Annotated in this window: 31 protein-coding genes; 10 read left to right on the top strand and 21 right to left on the bottom strand. The window is 68.5% G+C overall.

Going from position 1 to position 24,798, the window contains the following annotated elements; all coding sequences use genetic code 11:
* Positions 1-5 precede the first annotated feature (5 nt).
* Genes G8A07_RS06910 through G8A07_RS06900 form a run of 3 tightly spaced genes read right to left on the bottom strand, consistent with a single transcriptional unit; the run spans position 6 to position 1,459 of the window.
* A complete protein-coding gene (locus tag G8A07_RS06910) occupies positions 6-560 on the bottom strand; it encodes an HAD domain-containing protein (protein ID WP_195796322.1) in 555 nt (184 codons plus the stop codon).
* Entirely contained in the window at positions 557-1,048 is a 492-nt protein-coding gene (locus G8A07_RS06905; RefSeq protein WP_256441100.1) for an HAD domain-containing protein, read from the bottom strand. Before G8A07_RS06905 ends, G8A07_RS06910 begins: the two co-directional genes overlap by 4 nt.
* Positions 1,049-1,081: 33 nt before the next feature.
* Positions 1,082-1,459: a hypothetical protein gene (locus G8A07_RS06900; RefSeq protein WP_195796320.1), complete on the bottom strand. Its 378-nt coding sequence runs from the start codon at positions 1,457-1,459 to the stop codon at positions 1,082-1,084.
* A 157-nt stretch (positions 1,460-1,616) separates the two neighbouring features.
* Between G8A07_RS06900 and G8A07_RS06895 the strand changes: the two genes are divergently transcribed.
* The 6 genes from G8A07_RS06895 (at position 1,617) to G8A07_RS06870 (ending at position 8,243) form a co-directional block, all read left to right on the top strand.
* Positions 1,617-1,931, top strand: coding sequence for a helix-turn-helix domain-containing protein (locus G8A07_RS06895; protein ID WP_195796319.1), 315 nt, complete (start codon positions 1,617-1,619; stop codon positions 1,929-1,931).
* 497 nt (positions 1,932-2,428) lie between these two features.
* On the top strand, positions 2,429-5,587 hold the full coding sequence (locus tag G8A07_RS06890) for a CHASE domain-containing protein (RefSeq protein ID WP_195796318.1): 3,159 nt from the start codon (positions 2,429-2,431) through the stop codon (positions 5,585-5,587).
* A gap of 53 nt (positions 5,588-5,640) precedes the next feature.
* The gene (locus tag G8A07_RS06885; RefSeq protein WP_195796317.1) at positions 5,641-6,144 is read left to right on the top strand and encodes a chemotaxis protein CheW; all 504 of its coding nucleotides are present in this window, start codon (positions 5,641-5,643) and stop codon (positions 6,142-6,144) included.
* Positions 6,145-6,287: 143 nt separating this feature from the next.
* Positions 6,288-7,205 carry an RNA polymerase sigma factor RpoH gene (gene rpoH, locus G8A07_RS06880; protein ID WP_195796316.1) on the top strand — a complete coding sequence of 306 codons (918 nt, stop codon included), beginning with the start codon at positions 6,288-6,290 and terminating at the stop codon, positions 7,203-7,205.
* 82 nt (positions 7,206-7,287) lie between these two features.
* A complete protein-coding gene (locus G8A07_RS06875) occupies positions 7,288-7,851 on the top strand; it encodes a DUF4166 domain-containing protein (protein ID WP_195796315.1) in 564 nt (187 codons plus the stop codon).
* Entirely contained in the window at positions 7,851-8,243 is a 393-nt protein-coding gene (locus G8A07_RS06870; RefSeq protein ID WP_195797641.1) for a thiol-disulfide oxidoreductase DCC family protein, read from the top strand. The genes G8A07_RS06875 and G8A07_RS06870 overlap by 1 nt, the downstream gene beginning before the upstream one ends.
* 1 nt (position 8,244) lies before the next feature.
* Here G8A07_RS06870 and G8A07_RS06865 read toward each other — a convergent pair whose 3' ends face one another.
* Genes G8A07_RS06865 through G8A07_RS06840 form a run of 6 tightly spaced genes read right to left on the bottom strand, consistent with a single transcriptional unit; the run spans position 8,245 to position 12,795 of the window.
* Positions 8,245-8,787 (bottom strand): hypothetical protein, encoded by a 543-nt coding sequence (locus tag G8A07_RS06865; protein ID WP_195796314.1) that lies wholly within the window; start codon positions 8,785-8,787, stop codon positions 8,245-8,247.
* Positions 8,784-9,407, bottom strand: a complete 624-nt coding sequence (locus G8A07_RS06860; protein ID WP_195797640.1) for an SCO family protein — start codon at positions 9,405-9,407, stop codon at positions 8,784-8,786. The genes G8A07_RS06865 and G8A07_RS06860 overlap by 4 nt, the downstream gene beginning before the upstream one ends.
* Entirely contained in the window at positions 9,407-10,318 is a 912-nt protein-coding gene (cyoE, locus tag G8A07_RS06855; RefSeq protein WP_195796313.1) for a heme o synthase, read from the bottom strand. Before cyoE ends, G8A07_RS06860 begins: the two co-directional genes overlap by 1 nt.
* Positions 10,315-11,421 (bottom strand): heme A synthase, encoded by a 1,107-nt coding sequence (locus tag G8A07_RS06850; protein WP_195796312.1) that lies wholly within the window; start codon positions 11,419-11,421, stop codon positions 10,315-10,317. Before G8A07_RS06850 ends, cyoE begins: the two co-directional genes overlap by 4 nt.
* Positions 11,422-11,432: 11 nt before the next feature.
* Entirely contained in the window at positions 11,433-12,131 is a 699-nt protein-coding gene (locus tag G8A07_RS06845) for a hypothetical protein (RefSeq protein WP_195796311.1), read from the bottom strand.
* A complete protein-coding gene (locus tag G8A07_RS06840) occupies positions 12,091-12,795 on the bottom strand; it encodes an SURF1 family protein (RefSeq protein ID WP_195796310.1) in 705 nt (234 codons plus the stop codon). Before G8A07_RS06840 ends, G8A07_RS06845 begins: the two co-directional genes overlap by 41 nt.
* A gap of 30 nt (positions 12,796-12,825) precedes the next feature.
* On the opposite strand from G8A07_RS06840, the gene G8A07_RS06835 reads away from it, so the two are divergent.
* Positions 12,826-13,035: a DUF2909 domain-containing protein gene (locus G8A07_RS06835; RefSeq protein WP_195796309.1), complete on the top strand. Its 210-nt coding sequence runs from the start codon at positions 12,826-12,828 to the stop codon at positions 13,033-13,035.
* 128 nt (positions 13,036-13,163) lie between these two features.
* Here the strand turns inward: G8A07_RS06835 and G8A07_RS06830 are convergent, their stop codons facing one another.
* From G8A07_RS06830 to G8A07_RS06805, 7 genes are all read right to left on the bottom strand, one after another.
* A complete protein-coding gene (locus tag G8A07_RS06830; protein WP_195796308.1) occupies positions 13,164-14,048 on the bottom strand; it encodes a cytochrome c oxidase subunit 3 in 885 nt (294 codons plus the stop codon).
* Between the two features lie 48 nt (positions 14,049-14,096).
* Positions 14,097-14,354: a DUF2970 domain-containing protein gene (locus G8A07_RS06825; protein WP_195796307.1), complete on the bottom strand. Its 258-nt coding sequence runs from the start codon at positions 14,352-14,354 to the stop codon at positions 14,097-14,099.
* Entirely contained in the window at positions 14,351-14,962 is a 612-nt protein-coding gene (locus G8A07_RS06820; RefSeq protein WP_195796306.1) for a cytochrome c oxidase assembly protein, read from the bottom strand. The genes G8A07_RS06825 and G8A07_RS06820 overlap by 4 nt, the downstream gene beginning before the upstream one ends.
* Positions 14,963-14,967: 5 nt before the next feature.
* Positions 14,968-15,084 carry a cytochrome oxidase small assembly protein gene (locus G8A07_RS27710; RefSeq protein WP_213086244.1) on the bottom strand — a complete coding sequence of 39 codons (117 nt, stop codon included), beginning with the start codon at positions 15,082-15,084 and terminating at the stop codon, positions 14,968-14,970.
* 10 nt (positions 15,085-15,094) lie between these two features.
* On the bottom strand, positions 15,095-16,726 hold the full coding sequence (ctaD, locus tag G8A07_RS06815; RefSeq protein ID WP_195797639.1) for a cytochrome c oxidase subunit I: 1,632 nt from the start codon (positions 16,724-16,726) through the stop codon (positions 15,095-15,097).
* A gap of 25 nt (positions 16,727-16,751) precedes the next feature.
* Positions 16,752-17,933 (bottom strand): cytochrome c oxidase subunit II, encoded by a 1,182-nt coding sequence (gene coxB / locus G8A07_RS06810; RefSeq protein ID WP_249937340.1) that lies wholly within the window; start codon positions 17,931-17,933, stop codon positions 16,752-16,754.
* A gap of 280 nt (positions 17,934-18,213) precedes the next feature.
* Positions 18,214-19,134, bottom strand: a complete 921-nt coding sequence (locus G8A07_RS06805) for a biotin synthase (RefSeq protein ID WP_195796305.1) — start codon at positions 19,132-19,134, stop codon at positions 18,214-18,216.
* 21 nt (positions 19,135-19,155) lie between these two features.
* Here G8A07_RS06805 and G8A07_RS06800 point away from each other — a divergent pair, with 21 nt between their 5' ends.
* Together G8A07_RS06800 and trmL are read left to right on the top strand one after the other, a co-directional pair.
* Positions 19,156-19,899, top strand: a complete 744-nt coding sequence (locus G8A07_RS06800; protein ID WP_195796304.1) for a ComF family protein — start codon at positions 19,156-19,158, stop codon at positions 19,897-19,899.
* Positions 19,900-19,920: 21 nt separating this feature from the next.
* Positions 19,921-20,394: a tRNA (uridine(34)/cytosine(34)/5-carboxymethylaminomethyluridine(34)-2'-O)-methyltransferase TrmL gene (gene trmL / locus G8A07_RS06795; protein WP_195796303.1), complete on the top strand. Its 474-nt coding sequence runs from the start codon at positions 19,921-19,923 to the stop codon at positions 20,392-20,394.
* A 5-nt stretch (positions 20,395-20,399) separates the two neighbouring features.
* Here trmL and G8A07_RS06790 read toward each other — a convergent pair whose 3' ends face one another.
* The 5 genes from G8A07_RS06790 to G8A07_RS06770 all read right to left on the bottom strand — a co-directional run bounded on the left by G8A07_RS06790 (position 20,400) and on the right by G8A07_RS06770 (position 23,846).
* Positions 20,400-21,362 (bottom strand): tripartite tricarboxylate transporter substrate binding protein, encoded by a 963-nt coding sequence (locus tag G8A07_RS06790; RefSeq protein ID WP_195796302.1) that lies wholly within the window; start codon positions 21,360-21,362, stop codon positions 20,400-20,402.
* A 20-nt stretch (positions 21,363-21,382) separates the two neighbouring features.
* Positions 21,383-22,399, bottom strand: a complete 1,017-nt coding sequence (locus G8A07_RS06785; RefSeq protein ID WP_195796301.1) for an NAD(P)H-dependent glycerol-3-phosphate dehydrogenase — start codon at positions 22,397-22,399, stop codon at positions 21,383-21,385.
* Between the two features lie 108 nt (positions 22,400-22,507).
* Complete coding sequence (gene secB, locus G8A07_RS06780; protein ID WP_195796300.1) at positions 22,508-22,969, bottom strand: protein-export chaperone SecB; 462 nt, start codon at positions 22,967-22,969, stop codon at positions 22,508-22,510.
* A 131-nt stretch (positions 22,970-23,100) separates the two neighbouring features.
* Entirely contained in the window at positions 23,101-23,361 is a 261-nt protein-coding gene (grxC, locus tag G8A07_RS06775) for a glutaredoxin 3 (RefSeq protein WP_195796299.1), read from the bottom strand.
* A gap of 71 nt (positions 23,362-23,432) precedes the next feature.
* A complete protein-coding gene (locus G8A07_RS06770) occupies positions 23,433-23,846 on the bottom strand; it encodes a rhodanese-like domain-containing protein (RefSeq protein ID WP_195796298.1) in 414 nt (137 codons plus the stop codon).
* 181 nt (positions 23,847-24,027) lie between these two features.
* Here G8A07_RS06770 and gpmA point away from each other — a divergent pair, with 181 nt between their 5' ends.
* Complete coding sequence (gene gpmA, locus G8A07_RS06765; RefSeq protein ID WP_195796297.1) at positions 24,028-24,771, top strand: 2,3-diphosphoglycerate-dependent phosphoglycerate mutase; 744 nt, start codon at positions 24,028-24,030, stop codon at positions 24,769-24,771.
* The last annotated feature ends 27 nt before the right edge of the window (positions 24,772-24,798 follow it).

The following is a 24,798-nucleotide window of genomic DNA, read 5'->3' as shown; positions in this document are numbered from 1 at the left end:
GTGCTTCAGCGCCAAGGCTCAGAGTGCAAATACGGGCGAAGTAGGGCGCTACGAGCTTCTGCGAGATGAGCTCGCTGAAGGCATCCAGTCGCGCCACAAAGAACCGCGCGTCCTGACGCCTGGAGGAAAGAGCCGACCAGGCTCTCACCAGACTGGATGTCATCCAGAACGAGAATCGGCTCGCCCAGGTGATGCCGCTCGAGCCAGTTCTCGATGGCTTGGAGGCGAGACGCACCGCGGTCCGTTGGCACATCCCAACGCTTATGAAAATTGGCGGCCACGCCCTCCAGTCGGCAGCGGCTGAACATCTCGATGAAATGAGGCCTATCGAGGAAAGCGAGCCAGCTCGTCGTTAAGACAACCCGGGGAGAAAACTCGTCGATAAGCTCGTTGAGCACGTCGACCGATTCGGGCGAAAAGAGCCGCTCGAAGATGTCCGGTGGAGCATCATCTGGCCGCGCGAGTGCGAGCTGGGCATGCAGTCCTCCATATGGAGCGTTGGGGCACAGAACATCATCGCAATCGAGGAAAAGCGTCGGGCGGGGCGGCATGACGCTCATGGCTTGCACTCCGCAAGTGCCAAGCTCAAACGCTTGGCCGCAATGGGGTCAGAAAGCCCGGTGCTGCCGTCAACCTGAACAAGGTGCTTTCGGATGTCTGGAGAGTCTGGCCAGCCCTCGTCATCGTCGCTCAACGCGACCCAATGCTTGAGCTGATGCTGCTGCACGTAAGTGCGGATGGTGCCGAAGGCAGTGTTGACCTTTCTCAATTCGAATAGGGCTATGTACCTCACTACCTCACCGGTGGCGCCCTCGATTCGGCTTCGCAGCCATTCCGGCGCAAGACTCTTTATCGCGTCGACGCCGTACATCGATGCGGCTGTCGAGCGCAGAACCACTGTCGCATCCCACTCTTCGAGAATAGGGCGCAAAGATTCGGACCAGCAGAAATGCAGCGCGCCGGCGTGTGGGTAGCCGCGCAAGAGCAGGTACTGCATGTCCCGCGGGTGGCACGTGCCGTCGAGATTCAGAAAAAGAGTTGCGCGCACTCGAAGTTGCTCCTTCTGGTGTGACTGCTCTTGTCAGGCTGGAGCGCCCTGCGGGGGGTAAATGCGGTAGTACGGTTCGAATTCGGAATCGGCGCTGGCGCCCGAGCACTTGATGACGAAGCTAGGCGCATTCGAGAAGCGCAACATGTAGGTCTTCGAGTGCTTGGAGGCGAATGCCTCTTCCACTGAGCCAAAGAGCACTGCGTCCGTCGACGGTCCAATTGGCGAAGCGAAGACGCTCAGTCGAGACGCACGGTTCCCGATGAAGGCCACTGCTCGCTCCAAGTCGACGAAAGCTCGTCGCGTCGGAATCTCGACATCGTCGACCTTGTGGTCGACGTCCACCAGGAACAGATGGCGCGCATCAATGGGGAGGCCGTCCGGCGGCACTTCGAACGCAGGTTGATTCATTGCTGACTCGCGTAGGCCTCCGCCGACTGGGCCAGCTCGAGCGCAGCGGCTTCAGCGGGTTGCAAAAAATAAGTATGCAAACAATATCATATTATTGAAGAGTGTATTTACCCAAGAGTTTTGGGAACACTCGCGCGCTTTGACCCTGCCCACCGGGATGAACGCGCTGGAAAAACTACATCTCGCGCTGGGGCTCGTTGTCACCGCCAGACGACTTGACCTTGGACTTAGCCAAGATGCCGCTGCGCTCAAGGCTGGCGTCGAGCGCCTGTACTTCGGCAAGCTCGAGCGCGGTCAGAACGGGATGGTGACGCTCGCCATGCTGTCCAAGGTCGCGGGAGCGCTTGGGACCCTCCCTGAGGTGCTCATCGCGGAGGCCCGCGAACGGGTCGATGAAGTTCCAGACGACGGAGTCTTGGAACGTCCAACGCTCAAGGCCGGCCGCCGTCCGCGGAAAAAGCCAGAAGGCTAGGCAAGCAAAACTAAAAGCTTAGCGCTTCCCGCTTTGTGGATGATTCGGCTGCAGCCTCCTCGCGACGATATGAACCAAGGTCGAACCATGCGTCAAACGAAGGGTTCGCAAGGTCGGACTGAACCAAAGTCTGGTTGACCGTCGCAGCTGTTTGACGGTTAGACAGGGTGAAGCTTGGGGTGTCTGGACGCCCCAAAACCGGTGCTGAAGCCATGGACGACCAGCGTCTCGAATCGGCCTTCATCCGGAGGGCGACGGGAGGAACTGCGCCACCTATGGACAATGCATCGAATGCATTTTCTTCCATGAAAATCAAAGACTTACCTTAATGTCCATACCGGTAGTTGGAAGGGGTGCTTCTCCAACGTCTGATCCCCGTGCCGCGCGCTGTGGCGCGCGCGCCCTCCCCCGCCGCGGCATGCGCCGCGGGGGCCGGGCTGGGCTAGGATGGCAGCGCCGTACCGCTCCCCATTCCGAGGCCAGCCCGACACGACCACATGCCCCTGCCCGCCGCGCTTCCCAAGTGGGCCCTGCAGGCCCTGGGCCTGGCCCTGGCCTATGCCCTGCTGGGCTGGCTGGCGGTGCAGCTGAGGCTGCCGCCCAATTACGCGTCCCCGCTGTACCCCAGCGCCGGCCTGGCCCTGGCCGGGCTGCTGTGCTTCGGCACGCGGGTCGCGCCGGGCGTCTGGCTCGGCTCCTTCGCCGTCAACCTGCTGCTGGCGCGCGGCCAGGGCGAGACCGCGCTGCTGCTGCCGGCGCTGATCGGCGTCGGCGCGATGCTGCAAGCGATGCTGGGCGCGGCCCTGGTGCGGCGCTTCGTCAGCCGGCCGCTGCTGCTCAGCGAGCCACGTGACCTGGCGCGCTTTTACGGCCTGGGCGCCGGCCTGGCCTGCCTGCTGAGCCCCAGCCTGGGCACCACCGCCCTGCTCGCCAACGGCGTGATCGCGCCCGAGCAATGGCTGGCCAACTGGGCGGCCTGGTGGGTCGGCGACACGGTGGGTGTGCTGATCGGCGCGCCGATCGTGCTGACCCTGATCGCCGGCCCGCGCGAGGCCTGGGTGCCGCGCCGCCTCAGCGTCGCGCTGCCGCTGCTGCTGAGCACCGCGCTGATGACCCTGGCCACCTTGAAGCTGACCGAATGGGAGGCGCAGCGCGAGCGCAGCACCTTCGAGCGCGAGGCCGGTGCCGCCGCCAGCCGGGTCGAGAACGTGCTGCGCGAGCCGCTCGGCGCGCTGGAGGCCACCCATGGCCTGCTGCTGGTGGCGCCCGAGCCGCGCCGCGCCGCCTTCCAGCAGGGCACCGCGGCCTATCTGCTGCCCGGCAGCCATCTGCTGGCGCTGGGCTGGGCGCGCCAGGTCGAGCGCGGCCCGGCGCTGGCGGCGCTGGACCGCGCGGCGCGCGCCGAGGGCTTCGAGAGCTACCGGGCGCGCGACCGCCAGCGCGCCGGCGACCACCAGCCGGCCGCGGACGAACCGATGCTGGCGATCCGCCTGATCGAGCCGCAGCCGCGCAATGCCGGCGCCCTGGGCATCAATATCCGCTCGATCCCGCCGGCACGTGCGGCGCTGGAGCGCGCGCAGCGCAGCGCCCTGCCCGCGGCCACCGAGGGCTTCCAGCTCTCGCAGGACAGCGAGACCGCGACCGGCGTCGTGATCTACCAGGCCCTGTACGAGGGCCTGCCCAGCACGGTGGCCGAGCGCGAGGTGGCGCTGCGCGGCGTGGTGTTTGCGACCCTGCGGCCGGACCAACTGATCGAGGCGGTCTCGGCCATGGTGCCGGAGCATCTGGAGATCTGCCTGGTCGACACCGACCCGCTGACGCCGCACCGCCGCCTAGCCGGCCCGACCGGCTGCGAGCAGCTGGGCGCCGGCGTGCCGCTGACCCTGCGCTCGCTCAGCTTCGCCGGCCGCGCCTGGGACATCCGCGTCTATGCGCCGCGCGGCATGCCCAGCGCCACCGGGCGCGGCAGTTGGGCCTTCGCGCTGGTGGGCCTCTTGAGCACCGCGCTGCTGGGCGCGCTGCTGCTGACCGTGAGCGGCCGCGCGCGCCGCATCGAGGCCCTGGTGGCCGAGCGCACCGCGGCGCTGGAGCATGAGGTCGGCGAGCGGCTGCGCGCCTCGGCCGCGCTGCTGCAGAGCGAGCAGCGCTTTCGCAACATCTTCGACAACGTCCCGATCGGCATCTGCTTCGCCGACCTGGACGGCATGCCGCAGGAGGTGAATCCGCAGTTCTGCCGCATGCTGGGCTACGCGGCCGAGGAGCTGCAGCACATCCGCAGCCTGTCCTTCACCCACCCGGAGGACCGCGCCGAGGACGTGCGGCTGGGCCGGCTGCTGATCGCCGGCAAGATCGGCATGTACCGGCGCCAGAAGCGCTACCTGACGCGCGACGGCCGGGAGATCCATGTGCGCGCGCTGGTCAGCCTGCTGCGCGATGCGCACGGCCAGCCCTACCGGCTGGTCGGCGTGGTCGAGGACATCACCGACCAGCTGAAGATGCAGGAGCTGGAGCAGGCGCGCGAGACCGCCGAGGCGGCGAACCGGGCCAAGAACGAGTTCCTCTCGCGCATGAGCCATGAGCTGCGCACGCCGCTGAACGCGATGCTGGGCTTCACCCAGCTGCTGGAGATGGACCGCGAGCACCCGCTGTCCGAGCGCCAGCGCGGCTGGGCCGGCCAGGTCCAGCATGCCGGCTGGCATCTGCTGGAGATGATCAACGACACGCTGGACCTGTCGCGCATCGAATCCGGCTCGCTGAAGCTGGAGCTAGCGCGCCAGGACCTGGGCGCGCTGCTGGACGATGCGCTGGCCCTGATCGAGAAGCCGGCGCAGCAGCGCGGCCTGACGATCGAGAAGCGGCTCGACCCCGAGGCCCGCTTCGCGCTGGGCGACGCCACCCGCATCCGCCAGGTGCTGACCAATCTGCTCAGCAATGCGGTCAAGTACAACGTCGACGGTGGCCGCATCCAGCTGGCCTCGCGCCTGCTGCCCGGCGGCCTGCTGGAGCTGAGCGTCGCCGACACCGGCCTGGGCCTGAGCCCGGAGCAACTGGCCGCGCTGTTCCAGCCCTTCAACCGCCTAGGCCGCGAGCGCAGCGGCACCGAGGGCACCGGCATCGGCCTGGTGATCTGCCAGCGCCTGGTCGAGCTGATGGGCGGAGGGCTGACGGTCAGCAGCAGCGAGGGCCGCGGCTCGACCTTCGCACTGCAGCTGCCCCAGGCACCGCTGGCCGATGCCGCGGCCGCCGCCGCGCCGGAGGCCGATGCGGCGCCGGCGCCGGCACAGCGCCGGCGCGTGGTCTATATCGAGGACAACCTCACCAATGTCGAGGTGATGCGCGGCGTGCTGGCGCAGCGGCCGCAGCTGCATCTGCAGGTCTATGGCGACGGCGCCAGCGGCCTGGCCGCGGTGCTGGCCGAGCCGCCGGACCTGCTGCTGCTGGACATGCAGTTGCCCGACACCGACGGCTTAAGCGTGCTGCGCCGGCTGCGCGAGGCGCCGCGATGCGCGGAGCTGCCGGTGGTGGCGGTCTCGGCCAATGCGCTGCCCGAGCAGATCGAGCGCAGCCATGCCGCGGGCGTGCAACAGTACCTGACCAAACCGGTCGATGTGCGTGAATTGCTCGCGCTGCTGGACCGCCTGCTGCAGCCGGCCTGAGGGCCGGGCCGCGCGCGCCGTGCAAAATACGACTCCCTCCCGCCGGACCGCCCATGAGCTCAACCGCCATCGCCCCTGCCCCCTCCTCCGCCCTGGTCACCGTCAATGAGCCGGTCGGCGTCGCCCGGCAATGCCTGACCTTCCGCATCGGTGCCGAGGAGTACGGCATCGACATCCTGAAGGTGCAGGAGATCCGCTCCTACGAGGCGCCGACCCGGATCGCCAACGCCCCGGCCTTCGTCAAGGGCGTGGTGAACCTGCGCGGCGTGATCGTGCCGATCGTCGACCTGCGGCTGCGCCTGGGCCAGAACGCCGAGTACGGCGCCTTCACCGTCACGATCGTGCTCAATGTGATGGGCCGGGTGGTCGGCATCGTGGTCGATTCGGTCTCCGACGTGCTGGAACTGGCCGCCGACGCGGTCAAGCCGCCGCCCGAGATCGGCGCGGCAATCGACGCCCGCTACATCACCGGCCTGGGCAAGATCGGCGAGCGCATGCTGATCCTGCTGGACATCGAAGGCATGGTCGCCGGCCCGGACTTCGGCCTAGTCGACTGAACTTGTTAGCGATCACTATCGCGGTGATTGTTCACAAATCTTCACTGCAGCATTGCATTTTGCGGCCTTAGCACTCATTTGTAGGGAGTGCTAATATTGCAGTCGTCGGGAGCCCCTGGGCTCCCTTGGCTGGAGGACATTGAATGACCGCACCGACCGCATTGGCTGTTCGCGACCCTTGGGCCCTGGTGCCCTCGCTGGGCAACCTGGATGCCTATATCTCGGCCGTCAACCGCCTGCCGCTGCTGACACCCGAAGAGGAGCTGTCGTTTGCCCGCCGTCTGCGTGAAAACGGCGACCTGGAGGCCGCCGGCCGCCTGGTGCTGTCGCACCTGCGCCTGGTGGTGTCGATCTCGCGCCAGTACCTGGGCTATGGCCTGCCGCAGGGCGACCTGATCCAGGAAGGCAATGTGGGCCTGATGAAGGCGGTCAAGCGCTTCGACCCGGACCAGGGCGTGCGCCTGGTCAGCTACGCCATGCACTGGATCAAGGCCGAGATCCACGAATACATCCTGAAGAACTGGCGCATGGTCAAGGTCGCGACGACCAAGGCCCAGCGCAAGCTGTTCTTCAACCTGCGCTCGATGAAGCACAGCCTCAAGGAAGAGGCCGGCGAGGGCCAGACGCACCGCAACACCCTGACCGAGAGCGAGCTGGAGCATGTGGCGCGCGAGCTCAACGTCAAGCGCGAGGAAGTGCTGGAGATGGAGACGCGCCTGTCCGGCGGCGACGTGGCCCTGGAGCCGCAGACCGACGACGACGGCGAGAACAGCTTCGCCCCGATCGCCTACCTGGCCGACGAGAGCCAGGAGCCGACCCGCGTGCTGGAGAACCGCACGCGCGACGATCTGGCCGGCAATGGCATCGCCCGCGCGCTGGACGCGCTGGACGAGCGCAGCCGCCGCATCGTCGAGGAGCGCTGGCTGAAGGTCAACGACGACAGCTCGGGCGGCATGACCCTGCATGAGCTGGCCGCCGAATACGGCGTCTCGGCCGAGCGCATCCGCCAGATCGAGGTGGCGGCGATGAAGAAGATGAAGAAGGCGCTGGTGGCGGCCTGAGGTCCCTGAGGCCCAATCGCTTGCCCGCCTCCCGCGCCCCACGAAGCCCCGGCATGCCGGGGCTTTTTTTCATGCCGAACTCATGAGTCGGCCCGCGTCGCTCTACGAAGGCCTGCTCGGCCCCTCGTCCTATGCGGCGCTGCCGGCGGCCGTGCAGCGCTTTCATCGCCTGCGGGGAAGCCGGGAACTGCACGGCCGGGTCGAGACCGCGGCGCCGGCCTCGCTGGCGGGCCGGCTGCTGGCCGCCTGCCTGGGCTCGCCGCAGCGCGCCAGCCGGGGTGCCATCCGCTTCCTGCTCGAGGCCGGCGTGACTCAGGAGACCTGGACCCGCTGCTTTCCGGAACAGCGGCCGATGCGCTCGTACTTTCGGGCGGTCGCCGGCGGGCATCTGGAGGAGCGGCTCGGTGCCGCGCGCCTGCGTTTCGAACTGCAGGCCGACCGGGAAGAAGGCCTGCTGCGCATGCGCCTGATCGGCCTGCGCTTCCTCGGCCTGCCCTGCCCGCGCTGGCTGCTGCCGCGCCTCGTCGCGCAGGAGCGCGGCAACGGCAGCCGGCTGCATTTCGAGGTCAGCGCGGCGCTGCCCTGGGTCGGCGTGGTCGCCGCCTACCAGGGCCATCTGGAGCTGGAGGAGGAAGGCATCCCATGATCATCGTCGTGTTCGATGGCCATTGCCTGCTGTGCAACGGCTGGGTGCAGTTCCTGCTGCGGCATGACCGGCGCGGCCGCCTGCGCTTCGCCTCGATGCAGGGCCAGACCGGGCGGCGCCTGCTGGCCGCGGCCGGGCTGCCGACCGAGGAGGGGCTGCAGACCCTGCTGGTGGTCGACGGCGCGCGCAGCTGGCAGCACACCGCGGCCATCCTGCGGGTGCTGCATGCGCTGGGCTGGCCCTGGCGCCTGGTCTGGGCGGCCTGGCTGATCCCGGCGCCGCTGCGCGATCCGGCCTACCGCTGGATCGCGCGGCACCGCTACCGCCTGTTCGGCCGCGCGGCGCAATGCCTGCGGCCGAGCGAGGCGACACGGGCGCGCTTCCTGGACTGAGCTAGTCCGCCCAGAGCCGCTCGACCAGCTCGCCCACCTCGAGCGGGGCGCCGCCGCCGGCCGGCGCGGCCTGCTTCCAGGCCTGCGGCGAGGGTGCCATGCGTTTGGAGGCGCGGGCGCCCCAGGTGGCGAGCTTCAGCGCGAACACGACCGGGCCCTGCCGCGCCTCGAAGGGCGGCACGGCCTGGATCCGCTCGGTGAGCCGGCGCTGCAGCCCGAGATCGGTCAGGCCGTCGAAATCGAGCCAGACCCGGGACTGCGGGCCGGGCCGCACCGCGACGACGATGAAGCCGGCCACCGCCTGGCGCGTCTCGCTGGCCAGCACGGCCTCGCGCGCGGCGGCCTCGATCGCCTTGATATAGGCCGCCATCGCATCGACGCTGGGCACCCGCTGCTCCAGCACCGCGCTCGGCTGCAGCAGCATCACATTGAACTGGCTCAGCGGCTCCGCCGCCCGCGCCGGGCCGGCGATAGCGATGAGCAACAGGCCGAGCAGCAGCGCGCGCAGGCCGCCGATCATGGGCGAGGCGATGGCGCGGCTCAAGCCTTCTCGGCCAGCAGCAGCTTGATGTCGTCGGCCAGCGCCTGCGCGCCGGAGCCGTAGCGCGAGAACACGCGCACCCGGCCCTGGGTGTCGAAGATGAAGCTGGCCGCGGTGTGGTCCATCGTGTAGCTGCCGTCGGTCTTGCCGGGCACCTTGGCGTAGAAGACCTTGAACTCCTTGGCCGCGGCCTTGGTCTGCTCCTCGCTGCCGCGCAGCGCGACGAAGCTGGGGTCGAAGCTCTGCAGGTAGGCCTTCAGCAGCTCGGCGGTGTCGCGCTCCGGGTCGACCGTGACGAAGATGCCCTGCACCTTGTCGCCGTCCGCGCCGAGCGACTTCTTGACCTGGGCCAGCTCGGCCATCGTCGTCGGGCAGACGTCGGGGCATTGGGTGAAGCCGAAGAACACCACCAGCACCTTGCCCTTGAAGTCGCCCAGGGTGCGCTCGCGGCCGTCCTGGTCGGTCAGCTTCAGCTCGCGCGCATATTCGGCGCCGCTCAGGTCGATGCCCTTGAAGGCCGGCTTGCCGGCGCCGCCGAGCTTGTCGCAGCCGGCGAGCAGCAGGGCGGAAGCAGTGGCCGTCAGGCCGAGCAGGAAATGGCGTTTGGTCGTCTTCGTCGTCATCATGTCAGCAGGGGCGTCAGGTAATGGTCCAGCAGCAGAGCCGCGAACAGCAGCGACAGATGCCAGATCGAGAAACGGAAGGTGGCGCGCGCCAGGGTATCCGAATACTCGCGCCACAGCTTCCATCCATACCAACAAAAACCCAGGCCCAGGCCCAGCGCCGCCACCAGATAGATCCAGCCGCTCATGCCGGTCAGGAAGGGCAAGAGGGTCGCGGCCAGCAGGATCCAGGTGTAGAGCATCACCTGCAGCCGGGTGAACTCCGAACCATGGGTGACCGGCAGCATCGGCAGGCCGGCCTTGGCGTAGTCCTCGGTGCGGTACAGCGCCAGGGCCCAGAAATGCGGCGGGGTCCACAGGAAGATGATCAGGCACAGCAGCCAGGCCTCGGGGCCCAGGTCGCCGCGCATCGAGGCCCAGCCCAGCACCGGCGGCATCGCGCCGGAGGCGCCGCCGATCACGATGTTCTGCGGCGTCAGCGGCTTCAGGATCACGGTGTAGACCACCGCATAGCCGACGAAGGTCGCGAAGGTCAGCCACATCGTCAGCGGATTGACGAACACCCACAGGATCGCCGAGCCGAGGCCGCACAGCAGGGCCGAGAAGCTCAGGGTCTGGACCCGGCTCAGCTCGCCCTTGGCGGTCGGGCGCCAGGCGGTGCGCTTCATCTTCGCGTCGATGCGCTCTTCGATCAGGCAGTTGAAGGCCGCGGCCGCGCCGGCCACCAGCCAGATGCCGACGGTGGCGGCCAGGATCACGCCCCACTCCGCCGCCGAGGGCGCGCCGGGGATGGCCAGGGCCATGCCGATCACGGCGCAGAACACGATCAGCTGCACCACCTTGGGCTTGGTCAGCTGGTAATACTGGCGCCAGCGCGAGGCCGGCAGCGGAAGCGAGGAGGCTTGCGTCATAGGGATGAGGGGGTGGCCGCCTGCCGCAGGCGCGCCAGCATGAAACTCAGCAGGGTCAGCAGCGCCGCGGCGCCGCCGGTATGAGCCAGGGCAGCGACGATCGGCCAGTCCAGCACCACATTGGACAGGCCGCTGGCCAGTTGCCAGGCCGCCAGCAGCAGCAGGCGCTTGGCCCAGCGCCTCGCCTCCTCGCCGCAGCCCCACAGGGCCCAGGCGAAGGCGAGGATGGCGGCGAACACCAGCAGCGCGCCGATGCGGTGCGCCATGTGGATCGCGGTCAGCGCGGCGAAGGACAGCCAGCCGCCGTCGGCACCGACGCCCAGCTCGCGCCACAGGGTGAAGCCATGGCGGAAATCCATCTCCGGCCACCATTGGCCGGCATGGCATTGCGGGAAGGCATCGCAGGCCAGCACCGCGTAATTGGTGCTGACCCAGCCGCCCAGCGCGATCTGCGCCACCGTCAGCGCGAACAGCCCCCAGGCCGCGCGGTACAGGCCGCGGCCCAGCGCCAGCGGCTTGGGTGCATAGCCCTGCGCCTGCCAGGCCAGCAGCACCAAAAGGCCCAGGCCGCCCAGCAGATGCAGGGTGACGATGGCCGGGAACAGCTTCATCGTCACCGTCAGCGCACCGAAGGCACCTTGCATGCAGACCCAGACCAGGGTGATCGTGGACCACCAAGGGGAGACATGGGTCTCCTGGCGCCGGCGCCAGCTCATCACACACAGGCACAGGATCAGGAAGCCGACGCCGCTGGCCAGGTAGCGGTGGATCATCTCGACCCAGGCCTTGCCATGGGTCACCGGGCCGGTGGGCATCGCGCTCTGGGCCGCATGGATCTCGTCGCGCGCGCCCAGCGGGCTGGCGCTGCCGTAGCAGCCGGGCCAGTCCGGGCAGCCCAGGCCGGAATCGGTCAGGCGGGTGAAGGCGCCGAACAGCACCAGGTCGAAGGTCAGGAACAGGGTCAGCAGGGTCAGCGCGCGCAGCTTCTCGCCGCGCGTCGCGGCGCGCGAGCGCAGGCGCAGCCACAGCAACGGCCCGCCGCCCAGCAGGGCGCCGAAGGCCAGCAGCTGGGCCAGGGGCGACAGATCGATCAGGCTGGTCATGGCAGAGAGCGTCAGCGGCCGGGCTGGTCCCAGCTGGCGGCGGCGCGCAGCACGCGGTCCAGGTCGCGCTTGAGCTTGGCTGGCTCGGGCGCGGCCGGCGCGCGCAGCATCCAGCGGCCCATCGGATCGATCAGGAAGAAATGGTCCTGCAGCCGGCCGCCGGCGGCGGGCTGCAGCCAGGCCTCCAGCGCGGCGCGCGGCGCGCGCAGCACGGTCACCGGCGTGCCCTGGCTCAGGGCCTGGCGCAACTCGGGACGCAGCGCCGGCGCGTCCTCGGGCAGCAGCAGCAGCTTGTCGAGCTTGTCGCGTTCCTTGCCCAGCATCTCGCGCAGCTGGCGCTGGGTGTAGAGATGCCGCTCGCAGGCGGCGGCGCAGCCCTCCTCCTGCACCAGGGTCAGCAGCCATTGGCCCTTCAGGCTTTCTGCCGGCACCGGCCGGCCATCCAGGTCGGACAGGGTCAGGGCCGGCAGCTCGACGGTGGGCTGGATCAGCTCGCCATAGGCGCGGCCCTGCGGCTTGACCACATAGAAGGTGAAGTAGGAGGCGATCACCGGCGCCGCGCAGGCCAGCACCACCAACAGCATCGACAGGCGGCCGCGGCGGGTACGCTGCTGCGTGGCCATGGCCTGCGGATCGGGCAGGCTGTGCACCGTCAGGGCCAGGCCTTCGTCAGCGGGAGCGGCGGGAACGGATGAGTTGGAACCAGACATAAAGACCCAGGATCAGCGCGGCGAGCGCAAACCATTGGAAGGCGTAGCCATAGTGTTTCTGCAGGCCGGCATCGGGCACCGGCCAGTCGCGCAGCAGGCCCTCGGCGGGCGGGTCCTGCTGCAGCACGGTCAGCGGCAGCAGGGGCTCGTGGATCTCCTGCGCATAGGCGGCGGAGGCCAGATTTTGCCGGATCCGCCCCTGCCCCGTCGCGCCGAGCTGATAAAGCCGTGACGGCGCCTCGATCAGGCGGCCCTGGATCTCGACCGGCCCGGCCGCGCCGGGCAGCGGCGGCAGGCGTTCGGGCGCGCGGGCATCGCGCGCCAGCCAGCCGCGCTGCACCAGGATCGCCTCGGCGCGCCCCTCCAGCCGCAGCGGGGTGACGACATAAAAGCCCACCTGCCCCGCCATCGGCCGGTTCTCCAGCAGCACGCTGCGCTCGGCCAGCCAGGTGCCGCGCAGGCGCACGCTGCGATGCAGCTGGTCGGCATCGGCCCGCAGTTCGGCCGCGGCCAGCGGCGGCAGCCCGCCCTGGGCCTCGATGGCCTGCTGCAGCGCGCGCTTGTGCGCCGCGCGGTCCAGCTGCCAAAAGCCCAGGCGCGCGGTCAGCGCCACGCCCAGCAGCGCCGCCAACAGCACGATCCAGCGCCGTCCGCCACCGCTCATGGCCGGGTTCCGGTGGAATAATCGCCGGCCATGAAATTCGTCTTCCTGATCGCCTTCATCGGCATCCTCGGCGCTTTAGGCGCGGCGGGCCTGTTCATGCTGCGCCGGAACAAGGGCAAGACCAGCATGGCGCGCGCGCTGGCGCTGCGGGTGGCGGTCTCGGTGGCGCTGTTCCTGTTCATCCTGCTGAGCTACTACATGGGCTGGATCAAGCCGACCGGCGTGCCGCTGGGGCGCTGAAACAAGAAACGCCGCACAACGCGGCGTTTGCTGCATTTCCCCCAGCGACACCCGAGGATCCGGCTTTGCCGGGCCTGCGGGTGTGCCCCCTTGAGGGGCCGGCGCAGCCGGTAGGGGGTGGGCCGTCCTCACATCCAGTAGACGACGACGTACAGGCCGAGCCAGACCACGTCGACGAAGTGCCAGTACCAGGCCGCGCCCTCGAAGCCGAAATGGCGGTCGGCGCTGAAGTGGCCCTTGTGCAGGCGCAGGGTGATGAACAGCAGCATCAGCATGCCGACGAACACGTGGAAGCCGTGGAAGCCGGTCAGCATGAAGAAGGTCGAGCCGAACACGCCGGAGCTGAGCTTGAGGTTCAGGTCGCGGTAGGCGTGCATGTACTCGTAGCCCTGCACGAACAGGAAGACGATGCCCAGCAGCACGGTCATCCACATAAAGGCGATGGTCTTGCCGCGGTTGCCGGCGATCAGCGCATGGTGGGCGATCGTCAGGGTCACGCCCGAGGTCAGCAGCAGGGCCGTGTTGATGGTCGGCAGCGGCCAGGGGCCCATGGTCTGGAAGGGCTCGACGGTGCCGGCCGGGGCGGCGGTGGCGCCGGCCGCGACGCTGGGCCACAGGGCCTTGAAGTCGGGCCACAGCAGCGCGTTCTCCAGGCTGCCCAGGCTCGGCACCGAGTGCACGCGGGCCCAGTACAACGCACCGAAGAAGGCGGCGAAGAACATCACCTCCGAGAAGATGAACCAGCCCATGCTCCAGCGGAAGGAGACATCGATGCGGTCGCTGTACAGGCCGCTCTCGCTCTCGTGGATCGCGTCGCCGAACCATTGCTTCAGCACGAAGGCCCACCACAGCAGGCCGAAGGCCAGCGAGTAGGCGCCCCACTGGTGGCCGTTGATCCACTGGCCGGCGCCGAGGATGACGAAGAACAGGCCGATGGCGGCCATCACCGGATGCCGCGAGGGTCCGGGTACGAAGTAGTAAGGGGTAGCTCCGTGGGGAGTTGCTGCCGACATCTCTTTCTCCTCGAACTAAATCTATCAGTCCTGCTCGATTGAACCCGTTCAGCCGCCGGCGACGCCGCTGCCGATCACCCAGTTGACCAGCAGCACCAGCACCAGCACGAACAGCGCGGCCCCGATGACCCCGGCGATGATCACATGCACCGGGTTCAGCTTGGCCACATCCTTGTCATAGTCGGCGCCGCGACGCACGCCGAAGAAGGCCCAGGCGATCGCCTTGACCGTCTGCAAGAAGGACACCGGCCGGGCCGATGCGTCCTTCAGATCCTGTCCCGCCTTGTCGCGGCCCTCGTCGCTCATAGCTTGGGCTCCGCCTTCATCAACACCGCCTGCTTCTGGCCCTTGCCCGCCACCTCGAAGAAGGTATAGGACAGGGTGATGGTCTTGACGTCCTTGGGCAGCTTGGGGTCGATCACGAAGACCACCGGCCATTCCTTGGTCTCGCCCGGCTGCAGGGTGTACTCGTTGAAGCAGAAACATTCCAGCTTGTTGAAGTGGGCCGTGGCCTGCTTCGGGGCATAGCTGGGGATGGCCTGGGCCGACATCACCTTGAGCTGCACATTGCGGAACTCGTACATCACGGTCGCGAGCTCGCCCGGATGCACCTCCAGGTGGTTCAGCGCGGGCTTGAACTCCCAGGGGCCGCGCGCATTGGCATCGAACTCGATCGTGATCTTGCGGCTGTAGTCGATCTGGGTGTTCTTCAGATCGCTGGCCTTGACCGCATGCTGGCGCTCGGAAAGCGACAGCACGTTGATGCCCAGCGCCGAGCAGATGGCGTTGTACAGCGGCACCATCGCATAGCCGAAGCCGAACATCAGCAGCACGACCACGGCGAGCTTGCCCACCATCAGCCGGTTCTCGCGGCGCAGCGCGCGCGACAGGGTCCAGCGGCTCTTGTCGCTCATCGTCTTCAGCCGCCCAGCAGGGCGATCTTGGCCATGAAGCCGATCGCGAACATCGCCGCCACCGAGGCCAGGATCAGGCCCAGGCGCCGGTTGCTCTTGCGTTGCTGCGGATTGGGGTGCATCGCCGCGTCCTCAGCCGATGACCTTGGTGGCCGTCACATCCAGCTTGGGCGGGTTCTCGAAGGTGTGGAACGGGGCCGGCGACGGCACTTCCCATTCCAGGCCCTCGGCGGCCTCCCAGGGCTTCTGCGGGGCCTTCTCGCCCTTGCCGCGCATCATCGGCACGACGACGCACAGGAAGAAGTAGACCTGCATCAGGCCGAAGCCGAAGGCGCCGATCGAGGCGATCGCGTTGAAGTCCGCGTACTGCATCGAGTAGTCGGCGTAGCGGCGCGGCATGCCGGCCAGGCCGAGGAAGTGCATCGGGAAGAAGGTGATGTTGAAGGTGATCAGCGAGCCCCAGAAATGGATCTTGCCGCGCGTCTCCGAGAACATCACGCCGGTCCACTTCGGTGCCCAGTAGTAGACGCCCGCGAACATCGAGAACAGCGAGCCGGCCACCAGCACATAGTGGAAATGGGCGACGACGTAGTAGGTGTCCTGCACCTGGATGTCGATCGGCGCCATCGCCAGGATCAGACCGGTGAAGCCACCCATCGTGAACACGAAGATGAAGCCCACGGCCCACAGCATCGGGACCTCGAAGCTCATCGAGCCGCGCCACATCGTGGCCAGCCAGTTGAAGATCTTCACGCCGGTGGGCACCGCGATCAGCATGGTCGCGTACATGAAGAACAGCTGGCCCGTCACCGGCATGCCGGTGGCGAACATGTGATGCGCCCACACAATAAACGACAGGATCGCGATCGAGGCGGTCGCATACACCATCGAGGCGTAGCCGAACAGGCGCTTGCGGGCGAAGGCCGGCACGATCTGGCTGACGATGCCGAAGGCCGGCAGGATCATGATGTAGACCTCGGGGTGACCGAAGAACCAGAAGATGTGCTGGTACATGATCGGGTCACCGCCGCCGGCCGGGCTGAAGAAGCTGGTGCCGAAGTGACGGTCGGTCAGGGTCATCGTGATGGCGCCCGCCAGCACGGGCATCACCGCGATCAGCAGATAGGCGGTGATCAGCCAGGTCCAGGCGAACATCGGCATCTTCATCAGGGTCATGCCCGGGGCGCGCATGTTCAGGATGGTGACGATGATGTTGATCGAGCCCATGATCGACGAGGCGCCGAGGATGTGCATCGCAAAGATGCCGGCATCCATCGAGGGGCCCATCTGCAGGGTCAGCGGCGCGTACAGCGTCCAGCCCGCAGCGGGTGCGCCGCCGGGCATGAAGAACGAAGCCACCAGCATGATCGCGGCCGGGATCATCAGCCAGAAGCTGAAGTTGTTCATCCGCGCGAAGGCCATGTCGGACGCGCCGATCTGCAGCGGGATCATCCAGTTCGCGAAGCCAACGAAGGCCGGCATGATGGCGCCGAACACCATGATCAGGCCATGCATCGTGGTCAGCTGGTTGAACAGCTCGGGGTTCACGAACTGCAGGCCGGGCTGGAACAGCTCGGCGCGGATGCCCAGCGCCAGCACGCCACCGATCATCAGCATCGTGAACGAGAACAGCAGGTACAGGGTCCCGATGTCCTTGTGGTTGGTGGCGAACACCCAGCGGCGCCAGCCGGTGGGGGCATGGTGGTGATCGTCGTGACCATGGCCATGGGCGTCATGACCGTGGTGATCCAGCACTGCACTCATCATTGATCCTTTGTGACGTCCTGACTTACTTGCGGGCGGCGACGATCTCGGCCGGCTGCACGATCTGGCCGGTCTTGTTCGTCCAGCTGTTCTTCGTGTAGGTGATCACGGCGGCGATCTCGGTGTCGGAGAGCTGCTTCCAGGCCGGCATCGCGCCGTTGGCGGCGCCGTGCAGCACCACCTGGATCTGCTTGCTCTTGTCGTCGGACAGCACGATCGGCGAGGCGTCCAGGCGCTTGATCGGGCCGGCGCCGGTGCCGTCGGCCTTGTGGCAGGCGGCGCAGTTGGCGGCATAGACCTTCTCGCCGCGCGCCACCAGGGCCGCCAGCTCCCAGACCTTGCTCGGATCATCGGCCTTGGCGGCCATTTCCTTCTTCTTGCCGTCGACCCACTTGCTGTAGTCCTCGGCCGAGACCACCTTCACATGGATCGGCATGTAGGCGTGTTCCTTGCCGCACAGCTCGGCGCATTGGCCGTAGTAGTCGCCGATCTTCTCGGCCTTGAACCAGGTGTCGCGCACGAAGCCGGGGATCGCATCCTGCTTGACGCCGAAGGCCGGCACCATCCAGGCGTGGATCACGTCGTTGGCGGTGGTGATGATGCGCACCTTCTTGTTGACCGGCACGACCAGCGGGTTGTCCACCTTCAGCAGGTAGTTGTCGACCGCCTCGGGCTTGCCCGAATCGGACATCTCGCGCTGCGCGGTGTCCAGCGTGGCCAGGAAGCCGATGCCCTCGCCCTCGCCCTTCAGGTAGTCGTAGCCCCATTTCCACTGGTAGCCGGTCGCCTTGATCGTGACGTCGGCATTGGTGGTGTCCTTCATCGCGACCACCACCTTGGTGGCCGGCAGGGCCATCAGGATCACGATGATGAAGGGCACGACGGTCCAGGCGATCTCGACCGAGACGCTTTCATGGAAGGTGGCCGGCACCGCGCCCTTGCTCTTGCGGTGCTTGAAGATCGAATAGAACATGACGCCGAACACGGCGACGAAGATGGCCAGACAGATGACCAGCATCATGTTGTGCAGCCACATCTGTTCCGCGGCGATGCGCGTGACAGGCTCGTGAAGATTCAGCTGGTTGACCTTCGGGCCGCCCGGCAGGTCGTTCACCGCCATGGCCACCTGGCTGGCCAGCGCGGCCCCAAGGCCCCACGCCAGCTGGCTCAGTCGGCGCCCCAGCGGATGCACTCGTGCGTTCATCATCGTCATGGTCGTCACTTCTGTTTCAAATTCAGCCCATGGACCTTGCGACAGCGCTCCGAAGCAGCACCGCCGCAACATCCTTCGCGTTCCCTTCCGAGACCAGATCCAGCGGCGCGCCGCGCACGGCGTGCCATTCGCCCTTCGCCTCAGACTGCAAGGCGCGTGACCTGGGTCAACGACGGGTTCCCGCCAAACAGGCAGGGATCTGATCGGCCGCGGATTTTAGCCCACACCCCCTGCTAGCCCTGTGGTCTTTGCACGTCGTAGGTGCATGCCCTGATCAGGCTTTGGACGCCCCACGCACCATGTCGCGCATCTGGTCCAGCGAGACGCGGGTTTCCCCGGCTACTTTCAGGCGGGGCGCGGGTTTAAAGGCATGGCCGTAGACCAGCTCGAGGCTCAGGCGCAGCCGCCCGTCCGGCCCGCGCAGGCGTTCCAGCTCGCGCAGCAGCCGGCGCCGCCAGGCCGGCGTGCGCAGCCCCGGCTGGCGCAGCGGCGACAGATTGCCGCCCAGCGCGCGCAGGTCGGCCAGCAGCTTGTCCGGGTCGCTCCAGGTCAGGGTGATGCGCTCCTGGTCCATCACCGGGTCGGCGAAGCCGGCATGCACCAGCATGTCGCCGACATCGTGCATGTCGATCCATTCCGGCCCGGCGCTGGGCCAGCCCAGCGCCGCGTACAGCTCGCGCAGCTCGCGCCAGCTGTCCGGCCCCAGGCAGGAGAACATCACGAAGCCGTCCACCGCCAGCGCGCGGTGCCACAGCGCCAGCAGCGCCTCCGGGTCCGGGCTCAGGTGCAGGTACATATTGGCCCATAGCAGCTCGGCCGCGCCCGCCTCCACCTCGGTCGGCAGCCAGACCGCCGGCGCCTCGCGCTGGCGCAGCGCGGCCCAGAAGCCCGGCTTCAGCTCGACGCGGCTGCGCTCGCGCAGCGCCGGCACCGGCTCGACGCGGCGCTGCTCGGCCTTCGGATAGGTCTCGCGCAACAAGGCGTCGCTGGCGCCCAGGAAGGCCGACCATTGCAGCACGCGCGGCGGCTGCATCTTGATCAGCGGCAGGCGCTCGGCCATGCGGCGCGCGATATCGGCATGCAGCCAGGGGGCTTCGGCGAGGCTGGCCAGGCGGCGCAGCTGCCGGGTCAGGGCCGGCGGGGCGATCTGCTGATGCGGCGGGCGAACGGCTGGCGCGGGGGCGGAGGAAGACATGGGCGGGCAGTATATTGAGGCATGGAGCGCCGCGCCCTGTGCCCCTCCAAACCCTCGCTCGTCGAGCGGGTGCTGCTGCGCTGCCCGGGCCAATGCGCGGTCTGCCGCGGCTGGTCGGAGCTGCGGGTCTGCCACGACTGCCTGATGCGCTACGCGCGGCCCGCGCCGCGCTGCTGGACCTGCGGCGTGCGCCTGCCGCCCGAGCTGACCGGCCGGCGCGAGCCCAAGTGCGGCGCCTGCCTGCGCGAGGCGCCGCCGCTGGACCGCACGATCGCGGCGCTGGACTACGCCTTCCCCTGGGACCGGCTGCTGCAGCGCTACAAGTTCCACCAGGCGCTGGACCTGCGCGAGACCCTGCTGGAGCGGCTCGACCAGACCCTGGCCAGCGCGCTGGCCGAGGCGCCCGACTGGCTGCTGCCGGTGCCGCTGGCACCCGAGCGCCTGCGCGAGCGCGGCTACAACCAGAGCTTCGAGCTGGCGCGCACCCTCGCGCGACGGCGCCGGCTCGACTGCGACCCGGGCCTGCTGCTGCGCGTGCGCGATACTGCGCACCAGCTGAAGCTGCCACCCGGCCAGCGCGCGGCGAACGTGAGGAGCGCCTTCGCGATCGAGCCGCGCCGCGCCGCGGCCCTGCGCGGCGCCCATGTGGCCCTGCTCGACGATGTGATGACCACCGGCGCCACCCTGTTCGAGCTGGCCCGCGTGCTGCGCCAGGCCGGCGTGCTGCGCGTCGAGGCCTGGGTGGTGGCGCGCACCTCCGACTGACCCCCTGCTGCCCTGCGTCCCATGTTCAACATCGTCCTGGTCCACCCGGAAATCCCGCCCAACACCGGCAACGTGATCCGCCTCGCGGCCAACACCGGCTGCAGCCTGCACCTGATCGAGCCGCTGGGCTTCTCGATGGAAGACAAGCTGCTGCAGCGCGCCGGTCTGGACTATCACGAGTACACGCCGGTGCTGCGCCATGCCGACTGGGCCGCCTTCCTGGCCGAGGCAAGACCCGACCCCGCACGCCTGTTCGCCTTCACGACTCGCGGCAGCCGCCCCTTCGGCGAGATCGCCTGGCGGCCCGGCGACTGGTTCGTGTTCGGCTCCGAGACCGCCGGCCTGCCGCCGGCGCTGCGCGACGGCTTCTTCCCCGAGGCGCAGCGCGTGCGCCTGCCGATGCGCCCCGAGCAGCGCAGCCTGAACCTCAGCAACAGCGTCGCCGTCGCGGTGTTCGAGGCCTGGCGCCAGAACGGCTACGCCGGCGCCGTCTGAGGTTTTTACTCCGGCTGGACGCCAGCGGCCTTGATCATCTGTCCCCAGCGCTCGCGCTCGCTCTTCATCAGCGCGGCCAGCGCGTCGGGCGTCGAGGCGCTGGCGCTGAAGAACTGGTTCAGCATCTTGGTACGCACCTCGTCGCTCTTGATCACCTTCACCAGCTCGGTCGAGAGGCGCTGCACGATGGCCGCAGGCGTCTTCGCCGGTGCCAGCATGGCCTGCCAGGAGATTGCCTCGAAGCCCGCATAGCCCTGCTCGGCAAAGGTCGGCAGCTCCGGCAGCGAGCCGACCCGGCCCAGGCTGGTGACACCCAGCGCCTTCAGCTTGCCGGCGCGGACCTGGCCCATCGCGATGCCCGGCACCATAAAGCCGGCCTGCACCTGGCCGGCCAGGATCGCGTTCACCACCTGCGGGAAGCCCTGGTAGGGCACATGGGCCAGATCGATGCCGGCGCGGGTCTTGAAGGACTCCATCGCCAGATGTGCGGCGCTGCCGTTGCCGACGCTGCCGTAATTCAATCGCCCCTGGCCCGCCTTGGCGATGCGCACGAAGTCGGCCAGGCTGTTGGCGCCCAGCTTGGGGTCGACCACCAGCACGTTCGGGCTGCTCGCAACCAGGCCGACCGGCTGCAACTCCTTGACCGGGTCATAGGGCAGATGCTTGGCCAGCAGCGGCGCGGTCACCAGAGGGCCCTGGATCGTGAACAGCAGGGTGTAGCCATCCGGCTCGGCCTTGGCCACCGCGCCGGTGCCGATATTGCCGCCGGCGCCGGGCTGGTTCAGGATCACGATGCTCTGGCCCAGGGCCTGGCCCAGCGGCTCGGCCACCGCGCGCGCGATGATGTCCGGCGAGCTGCCACCCGGGAAGGGCACGACCAGCTTGATCGGCCGCGCGGGCCAGGCCTGGGCCAGGGCGGGCAGCGGCAGCGCAAGCAGCGAGGCCTGCAGCAGGGAACGGCGTTGCATGTTCGAGGTCTCCGTTGGAATCAATGTTCGGCGCGGGATTCGCGGCTCATCAGCAAATCAACGGCCGCCACCGGGCTCAGGCGCCCTTCCAGCACCTCCACCACCGCGGCCGCGATCGGCATGTCCACGCCCAGCGCCCGGGCGCGCGCCAGCACCGTGGGCGCGCTGTAGACACCCTCGGCCACATGGCCCAGCTCGGTCAGGATCTGCGCCAGCGGCTTGTCCGCGGCCAGGCCCAGGCCGACCTGGCGGTTGCGCGAGAGGTCGCCGGTGGCGGTCAGCACCAGGTCGCCCATGCCGGAGAGGCCCATGAAGGTCTCGCTGCGCGCGCCCAGCGCCTGGCCCAGCCGCATCATCTCGGCCAGGCCGCGCGTGATCAGCGCGGCGCGCGCGTTCAGGCCCGGCGCATCGCCGGCACAGCCCGCCTGCTCGGCGCGCTGGCGCAGGCCGTCGGCGATGCCGACCGCGATCGCCATCACGTTCTTGACCGCGCCGCCGACCTCGACGCCGACCGGGTCGGCCGAGGTGTAGACGCGCAGCCGCTCGCTGTGGAAGGCCTCGACGGCCTGCTGCGCCAGGGTCGCATCCTCGCTGGCCGCGACCAGCGCGGTCGGCTGGCCGGCCGCGACCTCCTGCGCGAAGCTGGGCCCGGACAGGATGCCCGCGGCCAGCCGCGGCTGCACCGCGCTGGCGATCTGATGGCCCAGCAGGCCGGTACCGGCCTCGAAGCCCTTGCACAGCCACAGCACGCGGGCGCCGTCCGGCAACCGGGCCAGGGTCTCGCGCAGCGCCGCCATCGGCGTGGCGACGATGAACAGGCCCGCGCGGCCATGCTCGAGCGCGGCGTCGAAGTCATGCCCAAGCAACAGCCCGGGGGGCAGCTCGGTCTCGGGCAGGTAGCGGGTATTGCGGCGCGTGGCCTGCATCTGCGCGCAAGCCTCGGCGTCGCGCGCCCACAGAAGCACCTCGTGGCGCGCGGCGGCCTGGATCGCCAGTGCCGTGCCCCAGGCGCCGGCACCAAGTACGGAAATCTTCATTGCGGCTGCATTGGAACAAAACAAAACGCCCCCGCCGCATTGCGCAGCCAGGGGCGTTGTATCAAGAAGAAGCCGGGCCTCTTGCTTGTCCTGCGACGACCTCGACGCTCAGTTCGCGATCGCGGCGTCCTGGCCGTTGCGCTGGGCCTGCTGGGCCTCGAACATGGCCTGGAAGTTCACCTCGGTCAGGATCACCGGCGGGAAGCCGGCGCGGGTGCAGACGTCGGAGACGATGGCGCGCAGGTAAGGATAGATCATCTGCGGGCAGACGATGCCGATGATGCCCTCGACCTGCTCCTGCGGCAGATTGCGGATCTCGAAGATGCCGGCCTGCTTGGCCTCGATCAGGAACAGGGTCTTGTCGCCGACCTTGGTGGTGACGGTGGCGGTGACGCTGACCTCGTAGAAGCCCTCGCTGACCGGCTCGGCGGCCAGGGCCAGGTTGATGTCGACCTGGGGCTGGGTCTGCTCCAGCAGGATCTGGGGCGAGTTCGGCTGCTCCAGCGACAGGTCCTTCAGGTACATGCGCTGGATCTGGAACACGGGGGTGTTGTTGCTCTCGTCGGCCATGATGGTGATGTCTGTTCGGTTGGGACCCGCCGGCCTAGCGCCACGGGCAGCAGGGCGGGATTATGGCCCAGCGGCGATGACGTCCGCCCCCGGGTTAGCGGGGGCCGGCCCCGCGCCCGTCGAGCCCTGCCTCAGGCGGCCTGCAGCAGCGGCATCAGGCCGCCGCGCTGGTCCAGCGCGACCAGGTCGTCGCAGCCGCCGACATGGGTGTCGCCGATGAAGATCTGCGGCACGGTGCGGCGGCCGGTGCGCGCGATCATCGCGTCGCGCTCGGTCGGGTTCAGGTCCACCCGCACCTCGTCGATCGCCTCGACGCCGCGCTGCTTCAGCAGGGCCTTGGCCCGCACGCAGTAGGGGCAGACCAGGGTGGTGTACATCTTCACGGCTTGCATGCGCCCAACTCCATTAACCAGTGATGCGGCTTCTGCCTGCGGGCGGCCTTGCCGCCCGAGGCGAAAGGCTGTTACGCAGCCTTCTCGACCGGCAGGTTCGCCTCGCGCCAGGCGGCCAGGCCGCCGGCCAGCGGCTGGGCCTTCTCGTAACCCAGCTTGCGCAGCATGCCAGCGGCGCGGCCGGCGCGTGCGCCGTTGGCGCACAGCACCACGATGGGCAGGGCCTTGTTGGCGGGCAGTTGCTTGGCGCCCGCTTCGATGCTTCCGAGCGGCAGGCTCTTCGCGCCGGCGACATGGCCGGCCGCGTATTCGGCCGGTTCGCTGACGTCGATCAGCACCGCCTTTTCGCGATTCACCAGGCGCACGGCCTCGGCGGTGGAGACGGCGGCGCCCGCGGCGCTGCGCATCAGGATGGGCCACAGCAGCAGGCCGCCGGACACCACGGCGGCCAGCACCAGATACCAGTTGTCGATCAGGAACTTCAAGGTAAGCGTGCCCGGTTGTCGTTGATGAAAAAGGGGGATTATAAAAAGGCCCGCGCGTCCGGGGCCAACGCCGCATCAATTGACGACGCGCCGGACCGCCTCCCGCCGCCGCTGGCCGGCAGGGCTCGGCCCTTAGAATCCCGCCAGCCCGACTGGGGCGGCCGTCATCCACACGCAATCCATGTACAAGCTCGTGCTCATTCGCCATGGCGAATCCACCTGGAACCTCGAAAACCGCTTCACCGGCTGGACCGACGTCGATCTGACCTCGACCGGGGTCGAGCAGGCCAAGCAGGCCGGCCGCCTGCTCAAGGAAGCCGGGCTGGACTTCGACGTGGCCTACACCTCGGTGCTCAAGCGCGCCGTCTGGACCCTGTGGCATTGCCTGGATCAGATGGACCGCACCTGGCTGCCGGTGGTGCATGAGTGGCGCCTGAACGAGCGCCACTACGGCGCCCTGCAGGGTCTGAACAAGGCCGACATGGCCAAGCAGTACGGCGACGAGCAGGTGCTGATCTGGCGGCGCAGCTACGACACCCCGCCGCCGGCGCTGGAGGCCAGCGATCCGCGCAGCGAGCGCGGCGATATCCGCTACGCCAAACTCAAGCCCGAGGACATCCCACTGACCGAGTGCCTGAAAGACACCGTGGCGCGCGTGCTGCCCTTCTGGAACGAAAGCGTGGCGCCGGCGATCCTGTCGGGCAAGCGCCTGGTCATCGCGGCCCATGGCAACAGCATCCGGGCCCTCGTGAAGTATCTGGACAATATCGGCGACGACGACATCGTGGGCGTGAACATTCCCAACGGCATCCCGCTGGTCTACGAGCTGGACGCGGAGCTGAAGCCGATCAAGCGCTACTACCTGGGCGACGCCGAGGCCGCCGCCAAGGCCGCCGCCGCGGTGGCCAATCAGGGCAAAGCCTGAGCTAGGCCCGCAAGCCGCCCGCCGTGC

The organism is Roseateles sp. DAIF2, assembly GCF_015624425.1.
GTDB lineage: Bacteria > Pseudomonadota > Gammaproteobacteria > Burkholderiales > Burkholderiaceae_C > Kinneretia.
Note: the sequence above shows the minus strand (reverse complement) of the source record. Positions and strands in the feature narration are given on the sequence as shown.

Excerpts from the sequence above, each read along its gene's own strand:
- G8A07_RS06830 (WP_195796308.1), bottom strand. The coding sequence starts at position 14,048 with ATGTCGGCAGCAACTCCCCACGGAGCTACCCCTTACTACTTCGTACCC.
- cyoE (WP_195796313.1), bottom strand. The coding sequence starts at position 10,318 with ATGACGCAAGCCTCCTCGCTTCCGCTGCCGGCCTCGCGCTGGCGCCAG.
- G8A07_RS06875 (WP_195796315.1), top strand. The coding sequence starts at position 7,288 with ATGAGTCGGCCCGCGTCGCTCTACGAAGGCCTGCTCGGCCCCTCGTCC.
- G8A07_RS06790 (WP_195796302.1), bottom strand. The coding sequence starts at position 21,362 with ATGCAACGCCGTTCCCTGCTGCAGGCCTCGCTGCTTGCGCTGCCGCTG.
- G8A07_RS06840 (WP_195796310.1), bottom strand. The coding sequence starts at position 12,795 with ATGAGCGGTGGCGGACGGCGCTGGATCGTGCTGTTGGCGGCGCTGCTG.
- G8A07_RS06850 (WP_195796312.1), bottom strand. The coding sequence starts at position 11,421 with ATGACCAGCCTGATCGATCTGTCGCCCCTGGCCCAGCTGCTGGCCTTC.
- G8A07_RS06910 (WP_195796322.1), bottom strand. The coding sequence starts at position 560 with ATGAGCGTCATGCCGCCCCGCCCGACGCTTTTCCTCGATTGCGATGAT.
- grxC (WP_195796299.1), bottom strand. The coding sequence starts at position 23,361 with ATGCAAGCCGTGAAGATGTACACCACCCTGGTCTGCCCCTACTGCGTG.
- ctaD (WP_195797639.1), bottom strand. The coding sequence starts at position 16,726 with ATGAGTGCAGTGCTGGATCACCACGGTCATGACGCCCATGGCCATGGT.
- G8A07_RS06845 (WP_195796311.1), bottom strand. The coding sequence starts at position 12,131 with ATGTCTGGTTCCAACTCATCCGTTCCCGCCGCTCCCGCTGACGAAGGC.
- trmL (WP_195796303.1), top strand. The coding sequence starts at position 19,921 with ATGTTCAACATCGTCCTGGTCCACCCGGAAATCCCGCCCAACACCGGC.
- G8A07_RS06805 (WP_195796305.1), bottom strand. The coding sequence starts at position 19,134 with ATGTCTTCCTCCGCCCCCGCGCCAGCCGTTCGCCCGCCGCATCAGCAG.
- G8A07_RS06885 (WP_195796317.1), top strand. The coding sequence starts at position 5,641 with ATGAGCTCAACCGCCATCGCCCCTGCCCCCTCCTCCGCCCTGGTCACC.
- G8A07_RS06835 (WP_195796309.1), top strand. The coding sequence starts at position 12,826 with ATGAAATTCGTCTTCCTGATCGCCTTCATCGGCATCCTCGGCGCTTTA.
- G8A07_RS06860 (WP_195797640.1), bottom strand. The coding sequence starts at position 9,407 with ATGACGACGAAGACGACCAAACGCCATTTCCTGCTCGGCCTGACGGCC.
- G8A07_RS06820 (WP_195796306.1), bottom strand. The coding sequence starts at position 14,962 with ATGAGCGACAAGAGCCGCTGGACCCTGTCGCGCGCGCTGCGCCGCGAG.
- G8A07_RS06895 (WP_195796319.1), top strand. The coding sequence starts at position 1,617 with ATGAACGCGCTGGAAAAACTACATCTCGCGCTGGGGCTCGTTGTCACC.
- G8A07_RS27710 (WP_213086244.1), bottom strand. The coding sequence starts at position 15,084 with ATGCACCCCAATCCGCAGCAACGCAAGAGCAACCGGCGCCTGGGCCTG.
- G8A07_RS06890 (WP_195796318.1), top strand. The coding sequence starts at position 2,429 with ATGCCCCTGCCCGCCGCGCTTCCCAAGTGGGCCCTGCAGGCCCTGGGC.
- G8A07_RS06800 (WP_195796304.1), top strand. The coding sequence starts at position 19,156 with ATGGAGCGCCGCGCCCTGTGCCCCTCCAAACCCTCGCTCGTCGAGCGG.
- G8A07_RS06900 (WP_195796320.1), bottom strand. The coding sequence starts at position 1,459 with ATGAATCAACCTGCGTTCGAAGTGCCGCCGGACGGCCTCCCCATTGAT.
- rpoH (WP_195796316.1), top strand. The coding sequence starts at position 6,288 with ATGACCGCACCGACCGCATTGGCTGTTCGCGACCCTTGGGCCCTGGTG.
- secB (WP_195796300.1), bottom strand. The coding sequence starts at position 22,969 with ATGGCCGACGAGAGCAACAACACCCCCGTGTTCCAGATCCAGCGCATG.
- G8A07_RS06785 (WP_195796301.1), bottom strand. The coding sequence starts at position 22,399 with ATGAAGATTTCCGTACTTGGTGCCGGCGCCTGGGGCACGGCACTGGCG.
- gpmA (WP_195796297.1), top strand. The coding sequence starts at position 24,028 with ATGTACAAGCTCGTGCTCATTCGCCATGGCGAATCCACCTGGAACCTC.
- coxB (WP_249937340.1), bottom strand. The coding sequence starts at position 17,933 with ATGATGAACGCACGAGTGCATCCGCTGGGGCGCCGACTGAGCCAGCTG.
- G8A07_RS06825 (WP_195796307.1), bottom strand. The coding sequence starts at position 14,354 with ATGAGCGACGAGGGCCGCGACAAGGCGGGACAGGATCTGAAGGACGCA.